Raw genomic sequence first — 26596 nt, forward strand, 5'->3', positions numbered from 1 at the left:
GACGCGTCGAGCGCCTCCGCAGCCGGAACCGCGAAGGCGCTCGAATCCCGTGATGTCCGAGTTCGTTCGGAATCCGTCCGGAGACGACTACCGGACGATGGTGTCCCAGCCCGGTACGCTCTCCGGCGTGCGCGGTGCCGGACCGGTGTAGATGGCGGCGGGGCGCACCAGTTTGCCCAGTTGCTTCTGCTCGAGGATGTGCGCACACCAGCCCGCGGTCCGGCCACAGGTGAACATCGCCGGCATCATGTGCGCCGGCACCTCGGCGAAGTCCAGGATCACCGCGGCCCAGAATTCGACATTGGTCTCGATGGCACGGTCCGGGCGGCGCTCCCGCAGTTCGGCCAGCGCGGCCTGCTCGAGCGCGGCGGCCACCTCGTAGCGCGGCGCGTCGAGCCGCTTCGCGGTAGCCCGCAGGACACGAGCGCGCGGGTCCTCGGCCCGGTAGACCCGGTGCCCGAAGCCCATCAGCTTCTCCTTGCGATCCAGGATGCCCTTCACCAGAGCGCGTGCGTCGCCGGTCTTCTCGACCTCTTCGATCATCGGCAGCACCCGCGCCGGAGCTCCGCCGTGCAGCGGACCGGACATCGCGCCGATCGCACCCGAGAGGCTGGCGGCGACATCCGCACCGGTCGAGGCGATGACCCGGGCGGTGAAGGTGGAGGCGTTCATTCCGTGCTCGGCGGCCGAGACCCAGTAGGCGTCGATGGCCTCGGTATGGCGCGGATCCGGATCACCCTTCCACCGCCGCATGAAGCGTTCGGTGATGGTGGCGGATTCGTCGATCTCCTTCTGCGGCACGGCGGGCTGATAGATGCCGCGCGCGGACTGGGCGACATAGGACAGCGCCATCACCGACGCGCGCGCGAGGTTCTCGCGAGCGGTGGCGTCGTCGATATCGAGTAACGGCTCGTATCCCCAGATCGGGGCGAGCATGGCCAGACCCGCCTGCACGTCGACGCGGACGTCGCCGGTGTGGACCGGCAGCGGGAAAGGCTCGGCCGGCGGCAGGCCCTGCCCGAAGCGACCGTCGACCAGCAACGCCCACACATCACCGAAGGTGACGTGGTTGCCGACCAGGTCCTCGATGTCCACACCCCGGTAGCGCAGCGCGCCGCCGTCCTTGTCGGGCTCGGCGATATCGGTGGTGAATGCCACCACGCCTTCCAGGCCACTGACGAAATCGGGGGGCACGGCCGGACCAGTCGGAGCCGCAGCGCTGGTAGTCATGTTGTGACTCTCCTTGCAAATCGGGCCGCACGGGCTGTGGGCGGCCACGCTGTAGTGCACTCCCGGCTCCGCCGGGGTGATGCCTTCCCGGTTCGGCCGGATCTTCGATACGGCGTCGGCGCGGCCATATGCCACTCCGGCCGATCACCTGCAACCTTATCCCCCCAGTACTGGGGAGTAACGTCTGGATCATGCGCGAGGAGCAGAATTCACCTGGCTCAACAGGGGGCGAAACAGGTCTTTCGGCCGCGAATTCCTCAGTCTTTCCGGAACACCTCGACGCCGCGACGCGCGCCGAACTCGATATCGCCGCTATGCGCGCCGAATACGGCGGCGATGACGATCTGAGCGAGAGCTGGCTGGCCGACGGCTGGGAACCGTTGCTGCGCAATTGGATCGAGCTGGCCACCAGCGCCGGTATCACCGAACCCAATGCCATGGTGCTGGCCACCGTCGAGCTCACCGACGGCGGTCCGCGCCCGGCCTCACGTACCGTCCTGTGCAAGGGACTGTCGGCCGAGGGTGTGACTTTCTACACGAATTACGACTCCGCGAAGGGTGACCAACTCCACGCCGTGCCCTATGCGTCGGCCACTTTCGCGTGGCCGAAACTCGGTCGGCAGGTGACGGTGCGGGGCCGGGTGGACCAGGTCTCCTCGGAGGTGACGACCGTGTACTGGCGGTCGCGCCCGCGGAATTCACAGCTCGGCGCATGGGCCTCGCACCAGTCCCGGACGGTGGCCTCGCGGGCGGATCTCGATCGAGCGTTGTCCGACGTCACCGCGCGTTTCGAAGGTGTGGCGCAGATTCCGGTCCCGGCGAACTGGGGTGGTTACATCCTGCGTCCGGAACAGGTCGAATTCTGGCAGGGCCGACGCAGCCGCCTGCACAACCGCATCCGCGTGACGCTGCCCGATGGCGCCGCCGCGACGGCCGCGGCACGCGTCGAACGCCTGCAACCCTGAGCCGCCCGCACCCAGGGCGGCGGCCGATTTCCCGAGTCGCGAACCGGCCACCACCGGTTATATTCATGGGATGATTGACCGAAGACGGCCCCGAGCCGGTTCTCCCGCGCTCGCCGGTCCCGCGTCGTGAAGGTCCTCGCCGACGTCGCACCGCTGCGTAATCTCGACTACCGGCGGCTCTGGGTCACCAATATCGTCACCGTCGTCGGCGCCCAGCTCTCGGTCGTCGCCGTGCCGCAGCAGATCTACCAAATCACGGGCAGCTCCGGCTATGTCGGCCTGGCCGGCGTCTTCGGCCTGGTGCCGCTGATCGTCTTCGGCCTGTGGGGCGGCGCGGTCGCCGATGTGATGGACCGCCGCACCCTGCTGCTGATCACCAGCACCGGCACGGGGTTGACCTCGGTCCTGTTCTGGTTGCAGGCCGCGGCCGGGGTCGGCAACGTCTGGCTGGTCCTCGGACTGTTCTCGGTACAGCAGGCTTTCTTCGCGATGAACCAGCCGACCCGCGCCGCGATCATCCCGCGCCTGCTGCCCGGCGAACTACTCCCCGCCGCCAACTCGCTGAACATGACCGTGATGCAGTTCGGCGCCATCGCGGGTCCGGTGGCGGCGGGTGCGCTGATTCCGGTCACCGGCCTGTCGACGCTCTATCTGATCGACTCGATCGCACTGCTGGCCACCTTGTGGGCGGTGTGGCGGCTGCCCGCCATCCCCCCGACCGGTTCGGTGCGGCGGGCCGGGTTGGGCACGGTGATCGAGGGTTTCAGTTATCTGGCGACCCAGCCGATCCTGCTGGCCTCGTTCGCGGTCGACATCATCGCGATGGTGTTCGGCATGCCGCGCGCCCTGTTCCCCGAGATGGCCCACGACACCTTCGGCGATCCCGTCACCGGCGGTGTAGCACTGGGACTGCTGTTCGCCGCGATGTCGGCGGGTGCGGTCGCGGGCGGCGTCTTCTCCGGATGGCTCAGTCATGTGCGACGCCAGGGCCTGGCCGTGGTGGTCTGCATCGCGCTCTGGGGCGTGGCGATGATCGGGTTCGGCGTCGCGGTCGGCGCCACCGGACATCGGTTGAGTGTCGATGCCGGACTGTGGATCGCCTTGGCCTTCTTGGCATTCGGCGGCGCGGTCGACATGTTCTCCGCGGCCCTGCGCAGCAGCATGCTGCAGCAGGTGGCCACCGACGATATGCGCGGGCGGCTGCAGGGCGTCTTCACCGTGGTGGTCGCGGGCGGACCGCGCATCGGTGATGTTGCCCACGGTTTCACCGCTGCGGCCATGGGTACCGCGGCGGCCGCCGCCGGCGGCGGGGTGCTCGTGGTGATCGGCGTGGTGGTCGCCGCGGCGATCTTCCCGGCCTTCGTCCGCTACCGAGTTCCCCGCGTCCACGCCGAAATTCCGGCCGGACAACCCCAATGAGAGCGTCGATGGCCAATAGCACGAACAGCCTGTCGAACTCACATCACACACAAGTGACCGTGAGGTAGCCGATGGCGACCCTCACGAACCGACGCTGCCGGCGAGCGGCTAGCGTTGAGACAAGTGCGCCGGACGCCGACCGCGCCGACGCCTACGGTTCTAGCCTGAGAGGGATCCTTCCGTGCCCGCTGAGAACATCACTTCGGACGCCAACGGCGACGCCAAGCCGGTACTTTCCTACCCTGGCGGCGAATACGCCATGACCGTCGCCCAGGCCGTCGAAGGCAACGACGGAATCGACCTGGGCAAGCTGCTGGCCAGCACCGGATACGTGACCTACGACCCGGGCTTCACCAACACCGCGCCGACCAAGTCCGCGATCACCTACATCGACGGTGAAGCGGGCATCCTGCGCTACCGCGGCTACCCGATCGAGCAGCTGGCCGCGAGCTCGACCTTCATCGAGGTCAGCTACCTGCTCATCTACGGCGAGCTGCCGACCCAGGCGCAGCTCGAGGACTTCACCGACCGGATCCGCCGGCACACTCTGCTGCACGAGGATCTGAAGCGGTTCTTCGACGGCTTCCCGCGCAACGCGCACCCGATGCCGGTGCTGTCGTCGGCGGTCAACGCGCTGTCGGCCTACTACCAGGATTCGCTGGACCCGCGCGATCCCGAACAGGTCGAGCTGTCCACCATCCGCCTGCTGGCCAAGCTGCCCACCATCGCGGCCTACTCCTACAAGAAGTCGGTCGGCCAGCCGTTCCTCTACCCGGACAACTCGCTGAGCCTGGTGGAGAACTTCCTGCGGATGACCTTCGGCTTCCCGGCCGAGCCCTACGAGGTCGACCCCGAGGTCGCCGCCGCGCTGGACATGCTGCTGATCCTGCACGCCGACCACGAGCAGAACTGCTCCACCTCGACCGTGCGCCTGGTCGGCTCCTCCGACGCCAACCTGTTCACCTCGGTATCCGGCGGTATCAACGCGCTGTGGGGCCCGCTGCACGGCGGCGCCAACCAGGCCGTGCTGGAAATGCTGGACGGCATCAAGGCCAACATCAACGGCGGCACCGTCGACGCCGCGGTCAAGGAGTTCATCCGCAAGGTCAAGAACAAGGAAGACGGGGTGAAGCTCATGGGCTTCGGCCACCGCGTCTACCGCAACTACGACCCGCGCGCGACCATCGTCAAGAAGACCGCCGACCAGATCCTCGGCAAACTGGGCGTGCAGGACCCGCTGCTCGATATCGCCAAGGCGCTGGAAGAGGCGGCCCTGACCGACTCCTACTTCGTCGATCGCCGCCTGTACCCGAACGTCGACTTCTACACCGGCGTGATCTACCGGGCCATGGGCTTCCCGACCCGCATGTTCACCGTGCTGTTCGCGATGGGCCGGCTGCCCGGCTGGATCGCCCACTGGCGCGAGATGCACAGCGAGCCGCTGAAGATCGGCCGCCCGCGCCAGATCTACACCGGCTACGGCGCCCGCGACTACGACGATATCGCCGGTCGCTGATTCTCGATACGAGGCCCGCCTTCCCCGAGGAGGCGGGCCTCGCGCATGTCCGGGGGTGAGCGTTCTCCTCGGTATTCGGCCCGGCTCGGCCGGGCGGCGAAATCCCGGTGCGCGTGGTGGTGCCGTCGTGCGATGGTCGACAGATGGCGATCGCATCCGGGATAACGCTGAGGCCCGCGACCGAAGAGGATGTTCCGGCCATCGGGCTGCTGCTGTCGAACGCGTTCGGCGTTCCGCCCAAGGAGAATCCCGTCGTCACCCAGCAGCGGCTGCGGCTGTTCCCGGTCGAGCGCGCCATCGTGGCCGTGGACGGCGATCGCGTGGTCGGGCACACCAGGGACACCACGATGACGCTGACCGTGCCCGGCGGGCACGCCGTCGAGGTCAGCGGCGTAGCGGGCGTCGCCGTGGCTCCCACCCATCGCCGGCGCGGGATTCTGCGCGCGATGTACACCGAATTGCATCAACGTACGGAGGTCGCCGGACTGCCACTGACCATCTTCACCGCCAGCGCTGCCACCATCTACGGCCGCTTCGGGTACGGGCCGTGTGTGGTGGAGAACCGGGTGACCATCGATCGGCGGTTCGCCGAATTCCTGCCCACCGCACCGGATCCCGGCGGGGTGGAACTGATCTCACTCGATGACGCGATCCCCCTCGTGCCCGCGATCTACGATCGCTGGCGGCAGCTCGTCCCCGGCGCGCAGGCCCGGCCGCATCCGGCGTGGCTGATTCAGCTGGTCGCCGGCGGCGGCCAGGACGTCCTGTTCGCGCTCACCCACCCCGACGGCTACGCCCTGTACCGCTACGACAACTCCGAGCCGGGGAACCTGACGGCCGAGGTGGTGGAATTGCGCGCGATCACCCCCGAGGCGCACGCCGCCCTGTGGCGCGCGTTGCTGGGCCTGGATCTGGTGCGGACCGTCACGGCCACCATCAGCGACGACGACCCCCTCCCCTATCTCCTCACCGACTCTCGCCTGGTCCGCACAACCAGTCGCCACGACGGGCTGTGGGCACGGCCGATGGACATCCCCGCCGCGCTGTCCGCCCGCGACTACCGATCCGACTTGGATATCGTTGTCTCCGTGATCGATCCGTTCCGGGACGCCGGGGGCACGTTCGCCCTGCGGGCCCGCGACGGCCGGGCCGAATGCGAGGCGACCATCCGCACCCCCGATGTGGAACTCGGTATCGACGTGCTCGGCAGTCTCTATCTCGGCGCCCATTCCGCTCGCACGTTCGCGGCCGCGAACCGATTGCAGGTCAAGGATTCCCGGGTGCTGGCGGAGATGGATCACGCATTCCGCGGCGAACGGGGAGCGGTGCTCGGCTGGTTCTTCTGAATCGGGACGGTGCGCCGCCGGATCCGGGTCGAGGTCACGACCGCGAGCCGACTTGTCGCCGTACCTGGTGGGTGGCCCCCTACCCTGGCATGCTGAATATGTGACCCTCATCCGGTTCGTGCTGAATGTGCTCTGGCTGGTCTTCGCCGGGTTCTGGCTGGCGGTCGGCTATTTTCTGGCCGGAATCATCTGCTGCATCCTGATCATCACCATTCCGTTCGGAATCGCCTCGTTCCGGATCGGCGCCTACGTGCTGTGGCCGTTCGGGCGCGAAGTGGTGCAGAAACCGGATGCGGGCGCGCCGTCGCTGATCGGCAACATCATCTGGGTGATCTTCGCGGGGTTCTGGCTGGCGATCGGACATCTGGCCACCAGTATTCCGCTGTTCATCTCGATCATCGGCATCCCGTTCGGCTGGGCCAACCTCAAGTTGATCCCCGTCTCCCTGATGCCGCTCGGCCGCGAGATCGTCCCCAGCGAACGGGCTTTCATGGCCTGAGCAGCGGATCCACTCCGCGTCGGCCTATTCCGCGTCGGCCTATTCCGAGTCGGCCTATTCTGAGTCGGCGACCAGTTGCTTCATGATCGTGACCGCGTCGTCGAGCACCCGCAACTGGTCGGGACTCAGCCCGGACAGCTGGTCGAACATCCACGCCTCCCGGGCGCTGTTCTCGTCCTGGATCAGCGCCTTACCGGCATCCGACAGCGACACGATGACCTGGCGGCCGTCGGTGGGATGCGGGTCGCGATTGACCAGATTCAGATCCGACAACGAGGCGATGACCCGGGTCATCGAGGGCGGCTGCACCCGCTCCTTGGCCGCGAGCACGCCGGGAGTCATCGCCCCGTCCCGGGCCAGGGTCGCCAGGGCCGACAGTTGAGTGAGCGAAATCTGGGCGTCGCTGCGGCGGCCACGCAGATGTCGCGTCAATCGCACGACCGCCAGGGACAGTTCACCGGCGAGCGCGCGGATATCGGAAGGCGTTGTCACAGAGGCAAACGATACGTGACGCCCGAGTGCCGTTCGCCCGTTCCCGCCGCTATCGTTGGCTCCGTGACACCCGATGTCCCCGAGATTCCGCCGCGGCTGACCGATCCGCGTCCCGTACTGGCCGTCGGCAGTCTGGTCTGGCTGGTGGCGACGGTCGTGGTCTGGTGCAACGACAGCTGGGCCGACGCCCGGCCGATCTGCCTCATGGGGCTCGGGGTCGGACTGCTCGGCTACGGCATTTTCGTGATTCAGCGCCGAGGTTCGCGCCGCGGCGACAAAGGCGCCCAGAAAGGGCTCTGACATCCCGGCGAAGACGCGCCGAACACCCGCCACGCGGACCGCGCCGACTTTACAGTGTGCGAATTGACTGTTCGCGTCCTTGCGGCTTAACTCGCTTCCGTGTCCTCCCGATTGAGCGTCGAAGAACGGCGAGCCCACCTTATCGAGGCGGCCATCGGCCTGGCCGAGAAAAAGGGCGTGGCCGGAGTTACCACGCGCGATGTCGCGCAAGCGGCCGGAGTTTCGCTCGGTGTGGTGCACTACTGTTTCGAGAACAAAGATGCGTTGATGACCGAACTGGTCAAAGCGCTGTCGATGGAATTGCGAGATTCCGTCGAGACCGATGAAACAGTCTGGCAGGAAGTCGGAAGCGGAAAAGACTCCCTTCAAAATCTGGTGCGCGCCAGCCTGGAACTGCTGTGGCTGAACATCGAATCCACACCGCATCGGCAACTGCTCACCTACGAAACCACCACCTACGCATTACGCGAAAGCGAGCAGACCCCGGCGAAACTCGCGATCGCGCGCGAACAGTACATTTTCAACGACTCCACCGTCGCCGACGTGCTGGAGCACGCCCGGGTCGCCACCGGAACCGAATGGCGAATTCCGGTGCAGACGCTGAGCCGATTCACCCTGAACGTCATCGACGGCGTCGTCCTGCGCTGGCTGGTCGACGACGACAGCGCCGCGGTGCGCGCTCAACTCGACGTCCTGTCGGAGATGATCACCACCTACGCGAAGTAGTCAGCGCGGGCTGGGCTGGCGCTGCACGTGTGTGGTGTCGCCGTCGCGCCACCACGGCACGGCCGCGGTGGCCTCGTAGGCACCGGACAGCCGCACCTCGAGCCGATCGTGCAGCACCAGTTCTCCGGACAGCGGCGGCAGTCCGAACTGCAATCGCAACAGCACACCGAGCGGTTCGTCGACCCAGCTGGTTCGTCGGCCCGCACCGAGCACCTCGGCCCGCACGGCCTCCGATGCCGCGGCCACATCGAGCAGGGTCGCCAGCTCAGCGGCATGTTCGATATCCCCGGCGACCAGCCGGTCCGGCGGCAGTGCCAGACCCAGCCACGGACGGTCGAGTACCAGCGCACGATCCGGGTCGATCACCGCACCGGAGAGTGCGCGGACGCGCTCCGGCACCCCGATCTCGTCCAGATCCAGATGCGGCACGGCCGCCGCGAGCCGGCGATGCGTCTGCGAAACAGCTTCCGGCGACGGGGTTTTCGCCGGATCGGCCAGGGCCTCGAGCAGCGCGATCGCCAATGGAGGGGTAATGCCGGCCGGATCGGCCAGCACGGTATCCAGCGCCGGTAGCTCCGAGACGGAGAAGCCCGGCAGCTCCGGCAGCAAACCGGCGAACACCGGATCCGAACCGGAATGGAACACGCCGAGCGGTCGTCCACCGATCCGCGCGTGCCGCCGCAACCACCAGGTGGTGTAGCCGTCGCGATCGGCCAGCAGACGGCGGGTGGCCGGTTCCGACAGCAGCAACCGCAGCGCGCGCGGCCACGCCTCGTCGTCGACCAGGTCCAGATCCCGCACCGCGGCGAACTCCGGTGGATCCTCGGGCAACCCCTGCCACCAGCGGTCCTCGTCGTCGAGGTCGTGATCGGGCCCGGTCGGATCGGTTTCGGTGACCACCGTGAAACCCCAGCCGACGCCGACCGCCCGCAGTGCGGCTGCCGGATAACGCTGTGCCACTTCGGCCTCGAGGGTGCCGAACGGGGAATCGGCGATCAGTACCTCGGCTAGCGGCGCATCCGGGAGCAGCAATTCGTCGGCCGGCCGCAGTTCCCCGGTGTCGTCGGGGAGTTCGAGCGCGCCCAACCAGGTGGGCAGCGTGGTGTCCGGCGGCAGATGCGCCGCCAGGCCCAGCACCGACTCCCGCAGCTCCTCGTCGTCGGGCCGATGATCCAGTTCGGCGCGCAGTGCCGGATCGTTCAGCAGATCCTCCACGCCGGCCTGCTGGGCGCCGAGACGGCCGAGTAGATCGTGCGCGGCTTCCGGATGGACCAGCCGGGCCCAGGGCACGGCCACGGCATCGTCGAGCTGATCGTCGAAGACGACGGTGCGGGGTCCGGTGACCACCCGGCCGTCCGACAGCGGCACCGCCAGCGCACCCAACTCCTCGGCGGCGAGCGGATCGGTCACGAACGGATCCAGGGCGTCGTAGAGCGAGTACCACCACTGCGGCGGCCGCTGGACCGCGCCGGTCAATTCGGCGATCCGGGCCAGGCCGATGCGATGCACATCCAGGACGGCCAGCCGGTCGGCGGTGGCGCGACCGGACAGCTCCGCCACGACCAGCGGCCCCACTACATCCGCCAGCAGAATCGCGAGTTCGTCGGTGACACCGAGGAATACGCTCGCCCGCACCGGGGCGGCGACCGCGTCGTCGGGCGCGACACCGTCGATGATCTCCGTCGAGGTGGCGACGACGGGCAGCCAGGGCTGCTCCCGCAGCTGCGCCACCAGCGCCTCGCGCAGTACCGCGTCGGCCTCGCTCCGCGCGAAACCGGGAGACGGCACCAGGATCGGACGGTCGGCGACGGGCAGCGCGCGCGCGAAATCGGCATAGCCCCGCGCCAATTCGGCGACTCGTGCCCCGGGCATCAGGCGCCGCCGGTCCGGCTGCAGTGCGATATCGGCGATGATCAGCGCCGGCAGCGACAGTTCCTCGTCGGTGCGAGTCGGCGCGCGCAGCACATCCGGCCCGGCCGCCACCGCCCGGCCGTCGCGCAGTGGCAACAACCACCGCGCCCGCCCGGTGGTGTACTGCCACCAGCGATGATCCTCACCGGAGGGGGCGGTGACGCGGATCTGCTGCAGGCCGTCGGCGAAATCGTCGACCGACCGCCAGGATTCGTCGTCCCCGATCCGGATGGAATGCAGGCCCGGCAGTTCCACGAGCAGATCGACCGTTTCGGCGCGCATCGACGCGAGCAATGCCTCGGCGTCGATGTCCTCGCGCAACCACACCACGATCTCGCTGTCGAAACCCGCTTCCGGCGCGGCGGCGACCGACCACGCCAGGCGCAGCACCGGTACGCCCGGACCGTCCTCGGCGGCGGGAATGTCGATGCCGTGCTCGCGCAACTCGGCCAGCGTCTGAGCGCGGGAGAATCGCAACGAACCGGTGGTGGAACGGAATTCGATCTCCTCACCAGCGGACAACACCGCGGTGAAGCCCACCCCGAACCGGCCGACCGCCGTTCCGGATTTACCCGACGCCCGCAGCGCGGTGAGCGCGTGCACACCCGACAGGTCCAATGGCGCACCGGTATTGGCGATATGCAGCGCGCGGCCACTCAGCCGCACCGACATCCGCCCCGCGACGCCCGCCTTGACCGCGGCGTCGGCGGCGTTCTGCGCCAGCTCGGTGAGCAGTCGATCGCGATATCCGGCCCCGACCAGATCCGCCTCGGTGGCCGCGTCCTCGCGCAGCCGCGTCGGCGAATTCCGCCACGCGGTGAGCACTCCCGCACGCAACTCGGCGGTGCCGAACGGATCCTGTGTCACCCCCACGGCTCCCCCGGTCGCGTTCGTCAGTGGTCCGTCGCCTCGGACTCACCCGGTCGCACCCGCACCGCGGAGACCGCCCAGGCATCGTCGTACGACGGCCGCTCGGCGGTGGGCTCCGAACCGGGCTGGGGCGCCTCCGATTCGGCGGCGGTGGCTCCCTCGTCCGGCGCGGTCTCGGCACCACCCTCCGGTGAATTCTGTTCGGGGGCATCGGCATCCGCGGCGGCGCCGGCCGGAGCCGTCCCGGCGTCCGTGGTCGGCGCGTCCTCGACGGGGGCGGCCCCGGCTTCGGGGTCGGCGGGAACCTCGGCGGAGATATCCGGCGACTCGGATACCGGAGGGGCAACGGCGGTGGCCGCGTCCGCGTCCGGCGCGGTATCGGCGTTCGCGGGCGCCTCGGACGCGGTGGTCCGCGCCGGCCGTGATTCGGCGGTGGCCGCGCGCGGGGCCAGCTCCGCGGCGGGGATCACCTCGAAGGCCGCGTCGTCGTAGGCCTCGTACAGCGGGGAACCGGCACCGGTCGGCATCTCGGTATCGGAATGCGCGCCGCAGCCGTAGCCCACGTGGACCACGCGGCCGTCGGCGCCCATCGCATTGGCGCACACGCCGAAGGCGGCGCGCATGGCGCCGGCCAGTGGGACGAAGAAGCCACAGACCCCACAGGTGCCGGGGGCCGAGCGGGCCATATCGGTTTCGGGCCCGAATTCGGAGTACCAGCGCTCGGCGGCCTCGACCCGGCCCTCACGGCTGAGCACCTGGCGGCGGCCGAGACCGATGTCCTCACACACCTCGTCGGCGGCCGGATCACCGGTCTGCAGATATCCCGGCACCAGGCGCGGGTCGTCGACGCGCGGAGCGAGCAGATCGCCGGGGCCCAGGTCGCCCGGGCGCACGCGCTGATCCCACGGGATGAATTCCGGCGCGACCAAGGCGTCGGGGCCGGGCAGCAATGCCGACTCGCTGACCGTGGCGTACTCCGCGTCGGGTGCGGCCGCCACGACGACCGCCCACTGCCAGCCGCGATATCCCGGCAACGTGGCCGCGAAGCGATGGGTGGCCGCACACTCGTCCTCGCCGGTGACGCCCAGATGTTCGCCCACACCCGTGGGCTGCAACTCCAGGAGCGCACGGCGGGCCAGGTCGACCGCCTCCGCCAGGATCGGTCGCACACCGGACTCCGAAACAGACACTGCGCTCACGTCCTACATTTTGCCGTATGAAACGCCAACGCCGTGCGGCGGCCGCGACTGTACTGATCGCGGCGTCCGCAACGCTGTCCACGACGGCCTGTGCCGGCGACGACCACACCCCCCGTCTGCGGGTCGAAGTGATCACCACGCGGGCCCATGACCGGGGCGCATTCACCGAGGGACTGGAGGTCGACGGCACCACCCTCTACGAGAGCACCGGCATGGAGGGCCGGTCCGTGGTCCGGGCGACCGATCTGACCACCGGCGCGCCGACCGCCGGCGCCACGCTGCCCGACGACTATTTCGGCGAGGGCGTCACCCGGGCCGGGGCGACCGTGTGGCAGCTCACCTGGAAGAACGAAATCGCCTTCGCGCGGGATCCGCAGACCCTGGCCGAACGCCGCCGGGTGTCCTACGACGGTGAGGGGTGGGGCCTGTGCACCCGCGGTGACCGTGTGGTGATGAGCAACGGCAGCGACACCCTCACTTTCCGCGATCCGAACACCTTCGCGGCGACCGGATCGGTCCGGCTGACCAGCCGTCACAATGCCCGATTGAACGAACTGGATTGCGCCGCAGACGGTTCCGTCTACGCGAATGTCTGGCCGACCGATCACATCCTGCGCATCGATCCCGGCAGCGGCGCGGTACTGGCCGATATCGATGCCGGCGGACTGCTGCGACCCACCGAGCGAGCCGGCGCCGATGTGCTCAACGGCATCGCCCAGCTTCCGGGCACCGACCACTTCCTGATCACCGGGAAGTACTGGCCCACCCTGTTCGAAGTCCGATTCGTCCCGGTGTGACCCTTGCGCGCGGCGGCACCCGCCGATCGGTGTGAGACGACACGCAACGGATCACAGCCCGGCCGATGTCCGCCCGTCGACGGCGTGCGAGAGAATCATTATGTGAATGCCTCCCGCGAACCCTCCGGTACCGAACCCGGTCCGTGGGACGGCGAGGAGACCCCCGATACCCGGCGGCATCCCGGCTACGACCGATATCCGCCGCCCAACACCCCGTCGTCGCACCCACCGACACGGCCGCTACCGCCACTGTCCCGGAACAACGGTGAGCAGGATGTGCCCGAATTCGTGACCCGGCGGATGGCGTCCGGCGAACCACCACCGGCGCTGCCACCGCGCCCCTCGCCGGCCGACGACCAGGACGGACACCGCGACAACGGTGACGCGCCGAACACCGGCCACACCGCACCGGCCGCCACCGAACGCCCCCGGCCCAAGGACGCGAAAATCGCCGGACGTCAACGGGTCCCGCGCAAGATGACGGTGACCCGCGTCGTGGCGATGCGCAGCATAGAACTCACGGAGAAGGGGTTCCACACCTTCCAGCGCGCCGCACGGGCCGACGGCGCCGGTGAATCCGGGCTCACCGCACTCGTTTACGCGACGATGGCCAACTTCGCCCTCGACGCGGCGATCGCCGTCGCGCTGGCCAATACCCTGTTCTTCGCCAGTGCCACCGCGGAATCCAAGACCAAGGTGGCGCTGTACCTGCTGATCACGATCGCGCCGTTCGCGGTCATCGCACCGCTGATCGGCCCGCTGCTGGACCGGTTGCAGCGAGGTCGCAGACTGGCGCTGGCGGGGTCGTTCGCGATTCGCATCGTCTTCGCGATCCTGCTGATCTTCAACTTCGACAGCTGGGCTTTGTATCCGCTCGCGCTGTGCATGATGATCTCGAGTAAATCGTTCGCGGTGCTCAAGAGCGCGGTGACCCCCAGAGTGCTGCCACCGGGCATCGACCTGGTGCGCACCAATTCCCGGCTCACGGTTTTCGGGCTCGTCGGCGGGACCCTGGGCGCGGGTGCGCTGGCCGGCCTCGTCGCCGCGGTCGCCGGTTCGGTCGGCGCGCTGATATTCGCGGCTCTGATCGCGGCGGCGGGCACGTATCTGAGCCTGCGCATTCCGTCCTGGGTCGAGGTCACCGAGGGGGAGGTCCCCGCGACGCTGGGCTACCACGGCCGCAGCGGCAGTACCGAAGTCCTGGATCGGGACGAGAAATCGCCCGTGAAGCCGAGCCGGCGACGGCAGCCGCTGGGCCGGGCCGTGGTCACCGGACTATGGGGTAACAGCGCGATCCGCGTTCTCACCGGCTTCCTGACCTTCTATGTGGCCTTCGTCGCGAAATCGACCGAGCACCGGCCGGTGCAGCAGGCCGCGATGCTGGGCATCGTCGGCGCGGCGGCCGCGATCGGCAACTTCGTCGGCAACGCGACCGGCGCCCGGCTGAAGCTGGGCCGGCCGTCGCTGATCGTGGTGGAGTGCACCGCGGCCTGCACGGCCGCGGCGGTCGTCGCGACCCTGCTGGACAATCTGCTCGGCGCTGCCGTCGCGGCCCTGGTGGCCTCGTGCGCCAGCGCCCTGGCCAAGGTCTCACTCGACGCGTCGATCCAGGACGATCTGCCACCGGAGTCCATCGCCTCCGGCTTCGGCCGGTCCGAGACGGTGCTGCAGCTGTCCTGGGTGATCGGCGGCGCCGCCGGGGTCCTGCTGCCGACCGTGTACTGGGAGGGTTTCGCGGTGGTCACGGCGCTGCTGGCGGTGGGTCTCGCGCAAACCTTCGTCAGCTACCGTGGGCATTCGCTGCTCCCCGGATTGGGCGGAAACCGCCCGCAGCACGCCAAACAGGAAGTCCCCCTAGCGACAGGAAATCAGCCACAGTGACCAAGCCCAGCACCCGCACGATCCTCGCGCTGGCCCTGGCGGCAGTTCTGGTGGTGGTCGCGGCCGTCGCCGGCATCGTGGCGGTGGCGGTCCACAACGCGCCCGAGACCGATCCGGCGGTCACCGCCTATGCCCACGGCAAGACCGTCACGGTCCCGCCCTACCTGTACTGCACGATCGGCGAACCCGATCAGCACGGCCGGGTATCGCCCGATTGCCGGCGCGGCGAGACCGTCGCACAGCTGAATCCGCCGCTGGGTTATCCGGTGCAGCTGTCGCTACCGCGGCACGTCGCCGACGCACCGTGGGTGATGGTGCTCGAGTACGAGCAGATCGACAACCCCAGCAAGACCGTGCAGCACCTGGCGTCGTACCGGAACTACCCCGAGGGCACCCTCGCGGTGACGGTAGACAGCCACCCGGAGCCGAACCTGCGCCTGATCGGGATCGAACTGCAGTTGCTGCTACTCGTCCGCGACGAGGCCGGCAACGAGGCGTTCTCCCCCTACCAGGCGTGGTCGATCAAGGCGTCCTGAGGCGGAACGGCTCAGTGATCGAGTTCGCGAGCCACCCCGCGCACCACTTCGGCGATGCGCTGGGCGGTCTTGCGATCGGGGTATTTGCCCTTGCGCAGGTCCGGCTGCACCGTCGCCTCCAGCAGGGTGATCATGTCCTCGATCATGCCGTGCAGATCGTCGGGCGCCTTGCGCGGATGCGCGGGGGCTTCCTTGCGCCCCTGCGAGTTACGGCTCTGCGAGCCGCGCACCGACGGCAGCGGGTCGAGCAGCTTCAGGCTCAACGCCTGCGGGCCGCGGCGGCCGGCGGCCATGCCGAACTCCACGCGCTGGCCGGGCTTGAGAGCCTCGACACCCTTGGGCAAGGCGGACGACCGGACATAGACGTCCTCACCCTCATCCTGGGAAAGGAAGCCGAAACCCTTGTCGACGTCGTACCACTTCACCTTGCCGGTCGGCACTGCGCTCACCCGTTCGTATCGTTGTCCGGTTCGTCCGTCTCCGCAGGTCGGTGAACCGCCCCGGACACGGCCGTAGGTTCCGGCATTTCGCCGGAACCTATCTCTGTGCGAAAAGAACGCGCCCCACAGCTATGCAGGACGCGATTGGTGACGAGTCTACCCCGGTGGGAGTATCGCCAGCACATCCGTTTTACGGTGCATCAATGCCAGACTCCTCTTCACGCCGGCCGCCCCGGCGCTCCGGCGATGTGCTGTTGCGTGTAGCCGTCGGCCTGTTCGCGATCGGTGTGCTGGCCATCGTCGCCATATTCCTGACCCCGCTGGTGACCGATGGCGACCCGCCACTGTGGCTCTATCTGGTGGCGATGACCGGAACCCCACTGGGCCTGCTGCTCGCGATCGTGTTCGCACTCTGGTCGGGCCGTCGCGTGCGGTGAGGTTTGCCATCACACGCCGCCTTACACATGTGACCTTCATCACATAACGGTGCGGTAACGCCATGGTCACGACGCGCGCTCGGAGCAGACACGCCGTACTCACCTGCACAGACGCCGATCCGTAAGGTATTGCGGCACAGCGCGACCGGTCCTACACGCCGGTTACCAAATAGTGATTTTTCAGCCGGATCGTCGTACCGTCTAACGCAGCCGGGGCATCCCGGCACCACCGGCCCGCCGCACCGAACCTCGCCCCGCGGGTACGGACCCCCACGGAAATCAGGGGCGAGGGCGGGGAACCCACGTTCCCACAGAGGTTTTCGAAGCCCACGGAGGGTTTCGGATCCTCCGCAGGGAAGCGGGAACGACCGGCAACGGCCGATCCCTTGGGGTGAAGTCCCGGACACCGGGACCGGACGGCCTCTCAGTCCGAACCCGACAGCTCACCTCGCAGGCGCGGACGAGAGGAAGACGACCCGATATGAGTGGACGCCATCGCAAGCAGACCAACACCGGTCGCACCGTTGCCAAGGTCGCTGTCACCAGCGCCATCATGGGTGGCGCCGGTGTGGCTCTCGCTGGACACGCCGCCGCGGCTCCCGATTCGGAGTGGGACCGCCTCGCACAGTGTGAATCCGGTGGTAACTGGGGCATCAACACCGGCAACGGCTACCAGGGTGGCCTGCAGTTCTCGCAGTCGACGTGGGCTGCCCACGGTGGCACCCAGTACGCCGGCAGCGCCAACCAGGCCTCCCGCGAACAGCAGATCGCCGTCGCCGAGAAGGTGCTCGCGACCCAGGGTTGGGGCGCGTGGCCTTCCTGCTCCTCCAGCCTCGGCCTGCACGGCGACGCGACCCCCCGCGAAGCTCCGGCCTCCCCCGCCCAGACCCCGCGCTGGCAGCCCATCGCTCCCGAGAGCGAGGCATCCACGCAGGCGCCGACCGACGGCAACCAGCAGGTCTTCACCGCAGTCGACAAGGCCGTCACGGTCGCTCAGTCCCAGGGCATGCAGCTGCCGCAGCCGGCGCTCGATGCGTACAACGCGTTCAAAGCCAGTGGCACCAAGCTGGATCCGTCGATCGTCAACTTCTACCAGGCGAACAAGGGCTTGCTGCCCAACTGATTCGCCCCACGACCTCCACAACGAGAGAGGCCCGCATCCCAGTGGATGCGGGCCTCTCTCGCTTCGTGTCAGCGGTTGACGACCGTGTGCGGATGCACATAGGGCAGATCGCCGGCCGGCACCGGAAACTCGGTGTCCTCGCCGTACGGCGACAGGCCACCGGAACGGGTCGACGACAATTCGGTGACCGCGTGGTCACCGTGGTCCACCTGGGGCCAGCCGTTGTCGACGTAGGGTTTCTTCGTTTTGTTCACCACGGCCTCATTCTGGCATGTTCGGTCGCCGTAGTCTGGATTGGATGACCACGACCGATGCCCGGGCCTCCGACGACGGCGCCGGGACGCACTCCGCGGCCGACGCCGGATCCGCCGAGCTCGGCACCCTCGCGGCCTGGCTGAGCACACGCAGCGACGACGATCTGATCCGGCTGCTGAGCGTGCGCCCCGATCTGGCCGTACCGCTGCCCGGTTCGATGACCGTGCTGGCCGCCCGGGCCGAACAGCGGGCGTCGGTGCTGCGCGCCGCCGACGACCTGAACACGCTCGAATTCGCCGTGATCGAAACCCTCGCCGCACACGAGGCATTCGGCGGTCCCCGGCAGGAACGCCCCCTGCCCCGTACGCGCCTGCGCGAACTGCTCACCGACCGGGTATCGGCCGCGGCGGTCGACGCGGCGCTGGCCCGGCTGATCGAACGCGCGCTGGTGTGGGGTGCGGACCAGCTGTTCGTGGCCGCCGCCGCGCCGGAGGCGCTGCCCTGGCAGATGGGCGCCACGACCGAACTCCCGGATGCGCTGACCGAACCCGAGATCGAGGCCGCACTGCGTGACACCGGCGGCCCGGAACGGGCCCTGCTCGACAAACTGGCCACCACCGGTCCCCGAGGGCGCACTCGAGACGCCGCGCCCGGCACCGACCCCGAACGTCCCATCCAGCGTCTGCTGGCCCGCCGGCTGCTGAACTGGATCGACGCCGAGACCGTCGAACTGCCCCCGGCCATCGGCCAGGTGTTGCGCGGCGAGGCCGTGACCGATCCGCACGCGCTCACGCCCCCGGACCCGCAACTGAACAACCACACCGTCGCCGATGTGAATGCCGCGGCCGCCGGTGAGGTCGGCGAACTGCTGCGCCACAGCGGCGACATCCTCGAGGTGCTCTCCCAGTTGCCCGCTCCGGTACTGCGTGCGGGCGGCCTGGGTGTCCGCGAGCTGCGCCGGGTCGCCAAACAGGCAGCGATCGACGAGGGCCGGGTCAGCTTGCTGGTCGAGGTGCTCGCGGCGGCCCGGCTGGTGGACAAGGGGATTCCCGATCCGCCGCCGGACGGCGACACCGGAGAGGACTATTGGGCGCCGACGATCGCCTCCGACGGCTGGCTGGCCGGACCCGCGGCTCGACGCTGGGCGGTCCTCGCCCAGGCCTGGCTGGACCTGGACCGGTTCCCGTGGATGATCGGCCTGCGTGATGTCAACGACAAACCGCTGGCGGCGCTGTCGGCCGACCTGCGCACCGCGCACGCCGTTCCGGATCGTCGCGCGATTCTGGCCGTGACCGCGGAACTCGCACCGGGCACCGCGATCACCGCCGCCGATGTGGCCCGCCTGCTGAGCTGGCGAATGCCGAGGCGGCGCAGACATTTCCGCATCGAATCGGTCGAACGCACCCTGTCCGAGGCCGCGGCGCTCGGCATCGTCGGCCGCGGGGCGCTGACCTCGGCGGGCCGCGCCCTCCTGCACGGCACCGCCGCCGACGCCGAGTCCGAGATGGACGCGGCCCTGCCGGAACCGGTCGATCACGTGCTGGTGCAGGCCGATCTGACGGTCGTCGCCCCGGGCCCGCTCGTTCCGGAACTGAGCGAACGGATCGGGTTGGTCGCCGATATCGAATCCGCGGGCGCCGCCACCGTCTACCGCATCGGCGACAGTTCGGTGCGCCGGGCGCTGGACGCCGGGATGACGGCGGCCGAACTCCATCAGCTGTTCACCGCGCACTCGCGCACACCGGTGCCGCAATCGCTGACCTATCTGATCGACGATGTGGCACGCCGGCACGGCCGGCTGCGGGCCGGGGTGGCCCAGTCGTTCGTCCGCAGTGAGGATCCGGCCCTGCTGGCCGAGGTCTTGGCCGCACCGGTGGCGGGCGAGCTGGCCCTGCGCGCGGTCGCACCGACCGTGGCGATCTCGCAGGCGCCGCTGAGCGAGGTCCTCGAACATCTGCGCGCGGCCGGATTCAGCCCGGCGGGTGAGGATTCCTCGGGCGCCATCGTGGATCTGCGCCCCCGCGGCGCCCGCCTGTCCACCCGGACGAACGAACGCCACTCCTGGCGGCCGACACCACCCAGCGCCGACCAGCTTCGGCTGCTGGTCGGCGAATTGCGCGCCGGGGAGAAGGCCGCACGCAGCCGATCGGGGCAGCAGGTGCGCAGCGACGGCTCCCGCACCAGTACCGCGGCCACCCTGGCGCTGCTACAACTCGCGGTGCGGGTGCGCCGGCCGGTGCGTATCGGATACGTCGACGCCCAGGGCGTGGCCACCGCGCGCATCGTCGAACCGGTGCGGGTGGCCGGTGGTCAGCTGGACGCGACCGATCCGGATACCGGGGCGATCCGGCACTTCACGCTGCACCGGATCGCCTCGGTGGCCCTGGTCGAGCCGTAGCGCTCAGCTCTTGGGGTTGGTCAGGCAGAACGTCGTCTTCGGGTCGGAGATGGTGAGGAAGGTCGAATTCGAATCGCAGAGGAATTCGTCGCTCTGACCGTCGACCCGCTTGACGACCTTCACCGTGGCATCCGCCGAATCACATTCGGCGTAGGAGAACCCGGTCGTCTTGTCGTCGTGGTAGCAACTGCCTTGTTTGAGATTGGGAGCCAGGCACAGGAAAGCGGTGGTACCGCCGTTGAAGGTCTCCTCGTACGAGGAGTACTCGGTCCCGCAGTCCTGCTTCTTGTCCGAGGTCGACTTCACCGTGTAGACGGCTTTGGCCGAGGAACAATCCACCGGCTCGGTTTTGGAATCTGCGGGCGATCCCTCGAGCACATTGATGCAGTCACCGACCTTCGCACGGGCGGTATCGGATTTGGCCGCATCGGAAAACATCGAACAGCCGGTCACTGTCAGGGCGGCGAACGCCGTCAGTGCCAGCACGAGACCCGAAACCGGTCTCGGTCCTGCGAACTTCACCTACGAAAACCTTTCTCGCCGAGCCGTTCACCTACGGCGAACGTGGTGGGGAGGATACCCGCCCGCCCTGCCGGGCGGTTCCCGCCTCACATATGCAGCGAGCGCAGGCCGTACATGCCCATCAGCGAGTAGTTGACAATACTGGGCAGCAGGTTGTTCAGCAGCTGGAGCCCGAAGTAATTCACGATCGACACCTTTCCGGAAATTCGCGCGTGTACACATCACACGCACGCGATCTGTAGTCGATATCGTCGCCCGAATCGTTACGCTCGGAGGCATGCAGCTCGAGGAGGTCACCGCTGAGCTCTACGCCCTCGACCCCGCCGAATTCGTGGCGGCCCGCGACGAGCGCGCCCGCGCCGCCCGCGCCGATGGTGACAAACCGCTGGCCACGGCGATATCACGGCTGCGTCGCCCGACCGTCGCCGCGTGGGCGGTAAATCTGTTGGCGCGCAACGCCCCCCAGGAATTGGGGGCACTACTGGATCTGGGCCGAGCATTGAGCGAGGCGCAGCGCACGCTGTCCGCGCAGCGGATGCGGACACTCGCCGAGCAGCGCCGCAAGGCGGTGAACGCGTTGACGCGCAGAGCGGCTCACCTCGCCGCCGATTCCGGGAGGGACCTCACCGAGCCGGTCCTGCGCGCGGTGACCGGCACCCTCAATGCCGCACTCGCCGAACCCGAGGTCGCCGACCGGGTGCGCGCCGGTGTGGTGACCGCCGCCGCGGACTATGCCGGATTCGGTCCCGCCGGAGCCGTCTTGGCCGCGGTGCCGGATGCCGAGGAAGCCGCCGCGCGGACGGCCGATACCACCGGCGACGATCTGGCCGCGGCCGCGTCGGCCGTCGAATCCGCCCGGGCCGCAAGGGATTCGGCGCGGCTCGAACTCGGCCGGCAGCAGATCGAGGCGGCCGCGGCCGAGGAGCGGATCACCGCGCTGCGAGCCGAACTCGAACAGGCCGAGGAGGCGTCCCGATTCACCCGCGCCGGCGCGGCCGCCGCCGAGGAGGCGGTGCGCCGGGCCGAGGAGGAACTCGCGCGGGCGCAGGCCCACCACGAGTCCCTGCGACACTCCGCGAACCCCTGATTCGCGCCGAAATACCTTGCGGTCCCTCAGTTCCGGTCAGCCGCGCAGCGTGCCCGGGTACAGATACCGATCCGGCGGCGGAGTCGTGGAGTCGAGCCAGGCGGCGAAGAAGCCGGTCAGATCCGTCGCGGTCTCGGATTGCATGAAGGTGCGGAATTCCGGCATGGAGGCGTTGCCGTAGGCATGTGATTGCACGAATTGCGCTACCGCCGGGAAGAACACATCATCACCGATCTGACGACGCAGTGCGTGCAGGAACAGCGGCCCGCGGGAGTACACGACGGTGAATTCGTTTCCGGCACCGGGGTTCTGCAGCGAGATATCCCAGAAATCGGGCTTGTCCAGGAATTGGGCGACCGTCTTGCGGTAGAGGGCGTCGACATCCTTGCCCTCCTTGCGTTCCGGCCACAGATAGTCGGCGGTGTAGCTGGCGAAACACTCGTTCAGGCAGACGTCGGACCAGTTCCGCACCGACATCGAATCACCCCACCACTGATGGGCGTTCTCGTGCACGACCGTGTTCAGATCGACCCACGGGGCGTAGATCGGCCGGGTCTGCGTTTCCAGTGAGAAGTGCAGACCGGTGTCGACGTAGATACCGCCGCCGCTCTCGAAAGGATAGGGCCCGTAGATGGATTCGATGAAGTCGAGAACCTCGGGCAGGCGCTCCTCGAGTGCCTTGCCCCTGGCTGCGCCGGGCGCGAAGGCACTGAGCAGCGGTGTCCCGTTCGCGCGCCGCTGGTCGAGGAAGTCGAAGTGGTCGATCGCGACCGTGGTCAGATAGCCGATGCTCGGATGCTTCGAGCTCCAGGTGACGGTGCGCTTGTCACCGTCGACTCGATCACCGACCCGCAGTCCGTTCGACATCGCCTGCCACTCTTGCGGAATCGTCACCTTCAGATCGAAAGTGGCTTTGTCCAAAGGAGTGTCGTTGAGTGGGTACCACGAGGTCGCCGAATGTGGTTCGCCCGCGGCGAAGGCGCCGCCGCTCGGCGAGATCGTCCACCCGGAATCGGGGCTGTCGCCCTCGGCGCCGGCGTAGTCGACGGTGACCGTGAACGGCAAGCCGGGCAGGACCGGCAGCGCCGGGGTGACGGTCAGTTCGTGCTCACCGTTACGCGTGAATCCGGCCGGGAGGTTGTTCACCGACACCTTCTCGACCGCGGGCCCGGCGTAATCGAGGTTGAACGCCCGCAGCGCCTGGGTGGACACCGCATCGATCCTCGCGGTTCCGGTGAGGTGCCTGCTGGGCGGGTCGTAGTCGATGGCGACGTCGTAGTGGCGCACGTCGTAGCCGCCGTTGCCGTCGTCGGGGTAGTACGGGTCACCGAGTCCGGGCGATCCGGTGAACGGATCGGCCGGTTGCGCCTGCGCCTGCGCCGCCATCGGTTGCGTCTGCGCGGGTAGCACCAGTGCCACGCCACACAACGCGCCCGCTGTGAGACACCGTGCCCAGACATGCGACTTCATCCGACCCTCCGCCCCTTTCCGGCACGACGTGCCGACCAACCGCCGATGCTAGTCGGCCGCGCGCGATCGCCTGGACGACACCCGAGTCAGCCGCGCAATTCGTCCGGTAATTGCTGCGGATCCAGGAGGAGCCGATGGGAATCGACCCGGCCGACCTTCTCCGCCAAGCCCAGATTGTCGGTCAGCAGCTTCCATTCGACATCGCTGATGGCCGCCACGGCACGTTCGAGCACCCCGAGATCCTTGGTGCCCCAGGCGATCGGCATCATGCTGACCGGCTGGCGCAGATCCCCGACCGATCGCGGCGCGCGATCGGCGCGCACGGTCACCGACGGAACCTGCTCCCCCGCGTCGGTCCGGTGCCCGGGCAGCGCGCGCACCACCCGGGTGATCAACGCGTAACGAGGTACGGCGCCGGGTTTGGCCAGATTCACCAGCGCCAGCAGGGTGACCCCCTTGGCGTGGCGGCTCGAGACGACCGCCGGTACCAGCTCACCCTCGGCGTACAGCTTCTCGATACGCGAGCGGTACGGGGTCCACACTGCCACGAACAGCGAGGTGATCGTCGCCAGTGCGAAGGCGACCGCCAGCAGGAACGAATACGGATGGTTGAGCCAGATCAGCGCGGCCGTGCCCAGACCGAGCACGACCGCGGCGGTGAAGGCGAGGATGCGCAGCCGCCGGATATCGCGGACGACTTCGTTCACCGCCCGGGCATGTTCGCGATCGACCGCGAATTCGAAGCGTCGCACGTGTCAAATCCTCACATCCGTCCGGTAGCGATGGCCCAGCGGCCACCGCTACCCGATCGTCGGGCCCAACAGATCGTCCGCATCGGTAATGCGATAGGCATATCCCTGTTCTGCCAGGAAACGTTGCCGGTGCGCGGCATATTCGGCATCCAGCGTGTCGCGTGCCACCACCGAATAGAAGTGCGCCTGGCCACCATCGGATTTCGGCCGCAGCAGCCGGCCCAGGCGCTGAGCCTCCTCCTGACGCGAGCCGAAGGTCCCCGAAACCTGCACCGCCACAGAGGCTTCCGGTAGATCGATGGAGAAGTTCGCGACCTTGCTCACCACCAGGACCGGAATCTCGCCGTTGCGGAACGCGTCGAACAACGCCTCGCGCTCCTTGGTCCGCGTCGAGCCCTGAATGACCGGGGCGTCGAGGTGTTCGCCCAGCTCGTCGAGCTGATCGAGATAGGCGCCGATGACCAGGGTCGGCGCCTCGCGATGCCGCGCCAGAATCGACTCGACCACGGGAAGTTTCGTCCGGGCGGTGGAGCAGAGTTTGTAGCGCTCCTCCGGTTCGGCGGTGGCGTAGGCCATGCGCTCGGCGTCGGTGAGCGTGACCCGCACCTCGACGCAGTCGGCCGGGGCGATCCAGCCCTGCGCCTCGATATCCTTCCACGGCGCGTCGTAGCGCTTCGGGCCGATCAGCGAGAACACATCGCCCTCGCGCCCGTCCTCACGCACCAGCGTCGCGGTCAGTCCGAGCCGGCGCCGGGACTGCAGATCCGCGGTCATCCGGAAGACCGGGGCGGGCAGCAGGTGCACCTCGTCGTAGATGACCAGGCCCCAGTCGCGGCTGTCGAACAGCTCCAGATGTTTGTACTCACCCTTGGTCTTGCGGGTGATCACCTGATAGGTCGCGATGGTGACCGGGCGGATCTCCTTGCGCTCACCGGAGTACTCACCGATCTCGTCCTCGGTCAGCGAGGTGCGCGCCAGCAGCTCTCGCTTCCACTGCCGTCCGGCGACGGTATTGGTGACCAGGATCAGGGTCGTGGCCTGCGCCTTGGCCATCGCCGCCGCGCCGACCATGGTCTTGCCCGCGCCACACGGCAGGACCACGACGCCGGAGCCACCCGCCCAGAACGAGTCGGCCGCCAGTTCCTGATAGTCGCGCAGATGCCATTCGTGGGTGTCGAAGTCGAGATCGATGCGATGGGCCTCGCCGTCGACATAGCCCGCGAGGTCCTCGGCGGGCCAGCCGATCTTCAGCAGCGTCTGCTTGATCCGCCCGCGCTCGGACGGATGGACGGCGACCGTGTCGTCGTCGATGCGATTGCCGAGCATCGGCTGGATCTTCTTGTGCCGCAACACCTCTTCCAGCACGGCACGGTCCAGGCTGACCAGCACCAGACCGTGTGCGGGGTGTTTGACCAGCTGCAGCCGCCCGTACCGGGCCATGGTCTCGACCACGTCGACCAGCAGCGGCTGCGGCACCGCGTAGCGCGAGAAGCTGACCAGCGCGTCGACGACCTGTTCCGCGTCGTGCCCGGCCGCCCGCGCATTCCACAGCGCCAGCGGAGTCACCCGGTAGGTGTGCACGTGTTCAGGTGCGCGCTCGAGTTCGGCGAACGGCGCGATCGCCTGCCGGGCCGCGTCGGCCTGCTGGTGATCCACCTCGAGCAGCAGGGTTTTGTCGCTCTGCACGATGAGCGGTCCGTCGGTCACGGCACCTCCTCCAGATTCTCGGGCCTGCCCCCGTCGTCCCACATTGTTGCCGGGCCCCCCGACAAACCTCCATCAACCCTACGCGAGCTGGGCAGACGTTCGCCGAGGGTGGATTCGTGGCGTCGGCGGCCCGCAGCTATCCGCTGGTCAGCGCGGGCCAGTCGGTAGCTGGTCCCGGCGGGTCGGTACGCAGGCGGGACGCGATCCAGGAATCCCGGCGAATGCCGCGCTGCGTACCCGCCAGGCGAAGGCAGCCCTCGTAGTGGAAGCCCGCCCGTCGCGCCACGGCGGCCGAGGCGGTGTTGCCGGCGAAGGCGCGCCACTCGACGCGGGTCAGTCCCAGCCCGTCGGTGGCGAAACCGAAATCGCAGGCCAGCCGCACCGCGCGGGTCATCAGCCCGCGTCCGCGCGCGGCGGCGGCGAGCCAGAAGCCGATTTCCGCGGCCCCGGCATGCGGTCCCGCATCCAATCCGAGCATGCCGACGACCGGCCCATCGGCAGCCGTGCGCACCGCCCAGACCGGACTGCGCTCCGCCCACCCGCGGTCGACGTTGCCGGCCAGGAAGCCCAGGGCGTCCGAGCGCAGGTACGGCACCGGCACCACCGTCCATTCCGCGATCGACGGCTCCCGGCAGCAGGTGATGATCGTGTCGACGTCGGCCTCGATCGGCCGCGACAACCACACCGTGTGATCGGTCAGTACACAGTCCTCCACCGC

25 protein-coding genes and 1 riboswitch are annotated in these 26596 nt (G+C 68.5%); of the genes, 14 read left to right on the forward strand and 11 right to left on the reverse strand.

All coding sequences use genetic code 11. From position 1 onward, the window contains the following. Positions 1-87 precede the first annotated feature (87 nt). Positions 88-1230 carry a citrate synthase 2 gene (locus tag LKD76_RS28555; RefSeq protein WP_227984484.1) on the reverse strand — a complete coding sequence of 381 codons (1143 nt, stop codon included), beginning with the start codon at positions 1228-1230 and terminating at the stop codon, positions 88-90. A gap of 314 nt (positions 1231-1544) precedes the next feature. Between LKD76_RS28555 and pdxH the strand changes: the two genes are divergently transcribed. From pdxH to LKD76_RS28580, 5 genes are all read left to right on the forward strand, one after another. Then, positions 1545-2195: a pyridoxamine 5'-phosphate oxidase gene (gene pdxH / locus LKD76_RS28560; protein WP_227985442.1), complete on the forward strand. Its 651-nt coding sequence runs from the start codon at positions 1545-1547 to the stop codon at positions 2193-2195. Positions 2196-2321: 126 nt separating this feature from the next. After that, a complete protein-coding gene (locus LKD76_RS28565) occupies positions 2322-3614 on the forward strand; it encodes an MFS transporter (RefSeq protein ID WP_227984485.1) in 1293 nt (430 codons plus the stop codon). A 181-nt stretch (positions 3615-3795) separates the two neighbouring features. Next, positions 3796-5130, forward strand: a complete 1335-nt coding sequence (locus LKD76_RS28570) for a citrate synthase (protein WP_227984486.1) — start codon at positions 3796-3798, stop codon at positions 5128-5130. Positions 5131-5273: 143 nt separating this feature from the next. Further along, entirely contained in the window at positions 5274-6476 is a 1203-nt protein-coding gene (locus LKD76_RS28575; RefSeq protein ID WP_227984487.1) for a GNAT family N-acetyltransferase, read from the forward strand. A 109-nt stretch (positions 6477-6585) separates the two neighbouring features. Then, the gene (locus LKD76_RS28580) at positions 6586-6975 is read left to right on the forward strand and encodes a YccF domain-containing protein (RefSeq protein WP_227985443.1); all 390 of its coding nucleotides are present in this window, start codon (positions 6586-6588) and stop codon (positions 6973-6975) included. Positions 6976-7029: 54 nt separating this feature from the next. Here LKD76_RS28580 and LKD76_RS28585 read toward each other — a convergent pair whose 3' ends face one another. Further along, positions 7030-7467, reverse strand: a complete 438-nt coding sequence (locus LKD76_RS28585) for a MarR family winged helix-turn-helix transcriptional regulator (protein ID WP_227984488.1) — start codon at positions 7465-7467, stop codon at positions 7030-7032. A 63-nt stretch (positions 7468-7530) separates the two neighbouring features. On the opposite strand from LKD76_RS28585, the gene LKD76_RS28590 reads away from it, so the two are divergent. Together LKD76_RS28590 and LKD76_RS28595 are read left to right on the forward strand one after the other, a co-directional pair. Continuing rightward, positions 7531-7767: a DUF2530 domain-containing protein gene (locus tag LKD76_RS28590; protein ID WP_227984489.1), complete on the forward strand. Its 237-nt coding sequence runs from the start codon at positions 7531-7533 to the stop codon at positions 7765-7767. Positions 7768-7866: 99 nt separating this feature from the next. After that, positions 7867-8493 carry a TetR/AcrR family transcriptional regulator gene (locus tag LKD76_RS28595; protein WP_227984490.1) on the forward strand — a complete coding sequence of 209 codons (627 nt, stop codon included), beginning with the start codon at positions 7867-7869 and terminating at the stop codon, positions 8491-8493. On the opposite strand, the gene LKD76_RS28600 is transcribed toward LKD76_RS28595, so the two are convergent. Both LKD76_RS28600 and LKD76_RS28605 read right to left on the reverse strand, forming a co-directional pair. After that, positions 8494-11229, reverse strand: a complete 2736-nt coding sequence (locus LKD76_RS28600; protein WP_227985444.1) for a sacsin N-terminal ATP-binding-like domain-containing protein — start codon at positions 11227-11229, stop codon at positions 8494-8496. 68 nt (positions 11230-11297) lie between these two features. Next, positions 11298-12473 carry a DUF3027 domain-containing protein gene (locus LKD76_RS28605; RefSeq protein WP_227984491.1) on the reverse strand — a complete coding sequence of 392 codons (1176 nt, stop codon included), beginning with the start codon at positions 12471-12473 and terminating at the stop codon, positions 11298-11300. A gap of 17 nt (positions 12474-12490) precedes the next feature. On the opposite strand from LKD76_RS28605, the gene LKD76_RS28610 reads away from it, so the two are divergent. The 3 genes from LKD76_RS28610 (at position 12491) to LKD76_RS28620 (ending at position 15687) form a co-directional block, all read left to right on the forward strand. Beyond that, the gene (locus LKD76_RS28610; protein ID WP_227984492.1) at positions 12491-13270 is read left to right on the forward strand and encodes a glutaminyl-peptide cyclotransferase; all 780 of its coding nucleotides are present in this window, start codon (positions 12491-12493) and stop codon (positions 13268-13270) included. Between the two features lie 102 nt (positions 13271-13372). Continuing rightward, positions 13373-15151, forward strand: coding sequence for an MFS transporter (locus LKD76_RS28615; RefSeq protein ID WP_227984493.1), 1779 nt, complete (start codon positions 13373-13375; stop codon positions 15149-15151). Next, positions 15148-15687, forward strand: a complete 540-nt coding sequence (locus tag LKD76_RS28620; RefSeq protein ID WP_227984494.1) for a DUF2771 domain-containing protein — start codon at positions 15148-15150, stop codon at positions 15685-15687. The genes LKD76_RS28615 and LKD76_RS28620 overlap by 4 nt, the downstream gene beginning before the upstream one ends. Before the next feature lie 11 nt (positions 15688-15698). On the opposite strand, the gene LKD76_RS28625 is transcribed toward LKD76_RS28620, so the two are convergent. Next, on the reverse strand, positions 15699-16127 hold the full coding sequence (locus LKD76_RS28625) for a cold-shock protein (RefSeq protein ID WP_227985445.1): 429 nt from the start codon (positions 16125-16127) through the stop codon (positions 15699-15701). A gap of 203 nt (positions 16128-16330) precedes the next feature. Between LKD76_RS28625 and LKD76_RS28630 the strand changes: the two genes are divergently transcribed. Together LKD76_RS28630 and LKD76_RS28635 are read left to right on the forward strand one after the other, a co-directional pair. Beyond that, positions 16331-16564, forward strand: coding sequence for a hypothetical protein (locus LKD76_RS28630; RefSeq protein ID WP_227984495.1), 234 nt, complete (start codon positions 16331-16333; stop codon positions 16562-16564). A 314-nt stretch (positions 16565-16878) separates the two neighbouring features. Then, a riboswitch (cyclic di-AMP (ydaO/yuaA leader) is annotated at positions 16879-17036 on the forward strand. A gap of 9 nt (positions 17037-17045) precedes the next feature. Next, positions 17046-17687 (forward strand): resuscitation-promoting factor Rpf1 domain-containing protein, encoded by a 642-nt coding sequence (locus LKD76_RS28635; protein WP_227984496.1) that lies wholly within the window; start codon positions 17046-17048, stop codon positions 17685-17687. Between the two features lie 68 nt (positions 17688-17755). On the opposite strand, the gene LKD76_RS28640 is transcribed toward LKD76_RS28635, so the two are convergent. Then, positions 17756-17944 carry a hypothetical protein gene (locus LKD76_RS28640; RefSeq protein WP_227984497.1) on the reverse strand — a complete coding sequence of 63 codons (189 nt, stop codon included), beginning with the start codon at positions 17942-17944 and terminating at the stop codon, positions 17756-17758. A 41-nt stretch (positions 17945-17985) separates the two neighbouring features. On the opposite strand from LKD76_RS28640, the gene LKD76_RS28645 reads away from it, so the two are divergent. Then, positions 17986-20340: a helicase-associated domain-containing protein gene (locus tag LKD76_RS28645; protein ID WP_227984498.1), complete on the forward strand. Its 2355-nt coding sequence runs from the start codon at positions 17986-17988 to the stop codon at positions 20338-20340. A gap of 3 nt (positions 20341-20343) precedes the next feature. On the opposite strand, the gene LKD76_RS28650 is transcribed toward LKD76_RS28645, so the two are convergent. After that, positions 20344-20862, reverse strand: coding sequence for an LppU/SCO3897 family protein (locus LKD76_RS28650; protein ID WP_227984499.1), 519 nt, complete (start codon positions 20860-20862; stop codon positions 20344-20346). Between the two features lie 277 nt (positions 20863-21139). Here LKD76_RS28650 and LKD76_RS28655 point away from each other — a divergent pair, with 277 nt between their 5' ends. Continuing rightward, complete coding sequence (locus tag LKD76_RS28655; RefSeq protein ID WP_227984500.1) at positions 21140-21949, forward strand: hypothetical protein; 810 nt, start codon at positions 21140-21142, stop codon at positions 21947-21949. A 36-nt stretch (positions 21950-21985) separates the two neighbouring features. On the opposite strand, the gene LKD76_RS28660 is transcribed toward LKD76_RS28655, so the two are convergent. The 4 genes from LKD76_RS28660 to LKD76_RS28675 form a co-directional block, all read right to left on the reverse strand. Further along, the gene (locus LKD76_RS28660) at positions 21986-23419 is read right to left on the reverse strand and encodes a M1 family metallopeptidase (RefSeq protein WP_308188598.1); all 1434 of its coding nucleotides are present in this window, start codon (positions 23417-23419) and stop codon (positions 21986-21988) included. Positions 23420-23505: 86 nt separating this feature from the next. After that, a complete protein-coding gene (locus LKD76_RS28665; RefSeq protein ID WP_227984501.1) occupies positions 23506-24171 on the reverse strand; it encodes a DUF3239 domain-containing protein in 666 nt (221 codons plus the stop codon). Positions 24172-24219: 48 nt separating this feature from the next. Continuing rightward, complete coding sequence (locus LKD76_RS28670; RefSeq protein WP_227984502.1) at positions 24220-25878, reverse strand: DNA repair helicase XPB; 1659 nt, start codon at positions 25876-25878, stop codon at positions 24220-24222. A gap of 136 nt (positions 25879-26014) precedes the next feature. After that, positions 26015-26593 carry a GNAT family N-acetyltransferase gene (locus LKD76_RS28675; protein WP_227984503.1) on the reverse strand — a complete coding sequence of 193 codons (579 nt, stop codon included), beginning with the start codon at positions 26591-26593 and terminating at the stop codon, positions 26015-26017. Between the last annotated feature and the right edge of the window lie 3 nt (positions 26594-26596).

The sequence above is a fragment of the Nocardia spumae genome (assembly GCF_020733635.1).
Taxonomy (GTDB): domain Bacteria; phylum Actinomycetota; class Actinomycetes; order Mycobacteriales; family Mycobacteriaceae; genus Nocardia; species Nocardia spumae.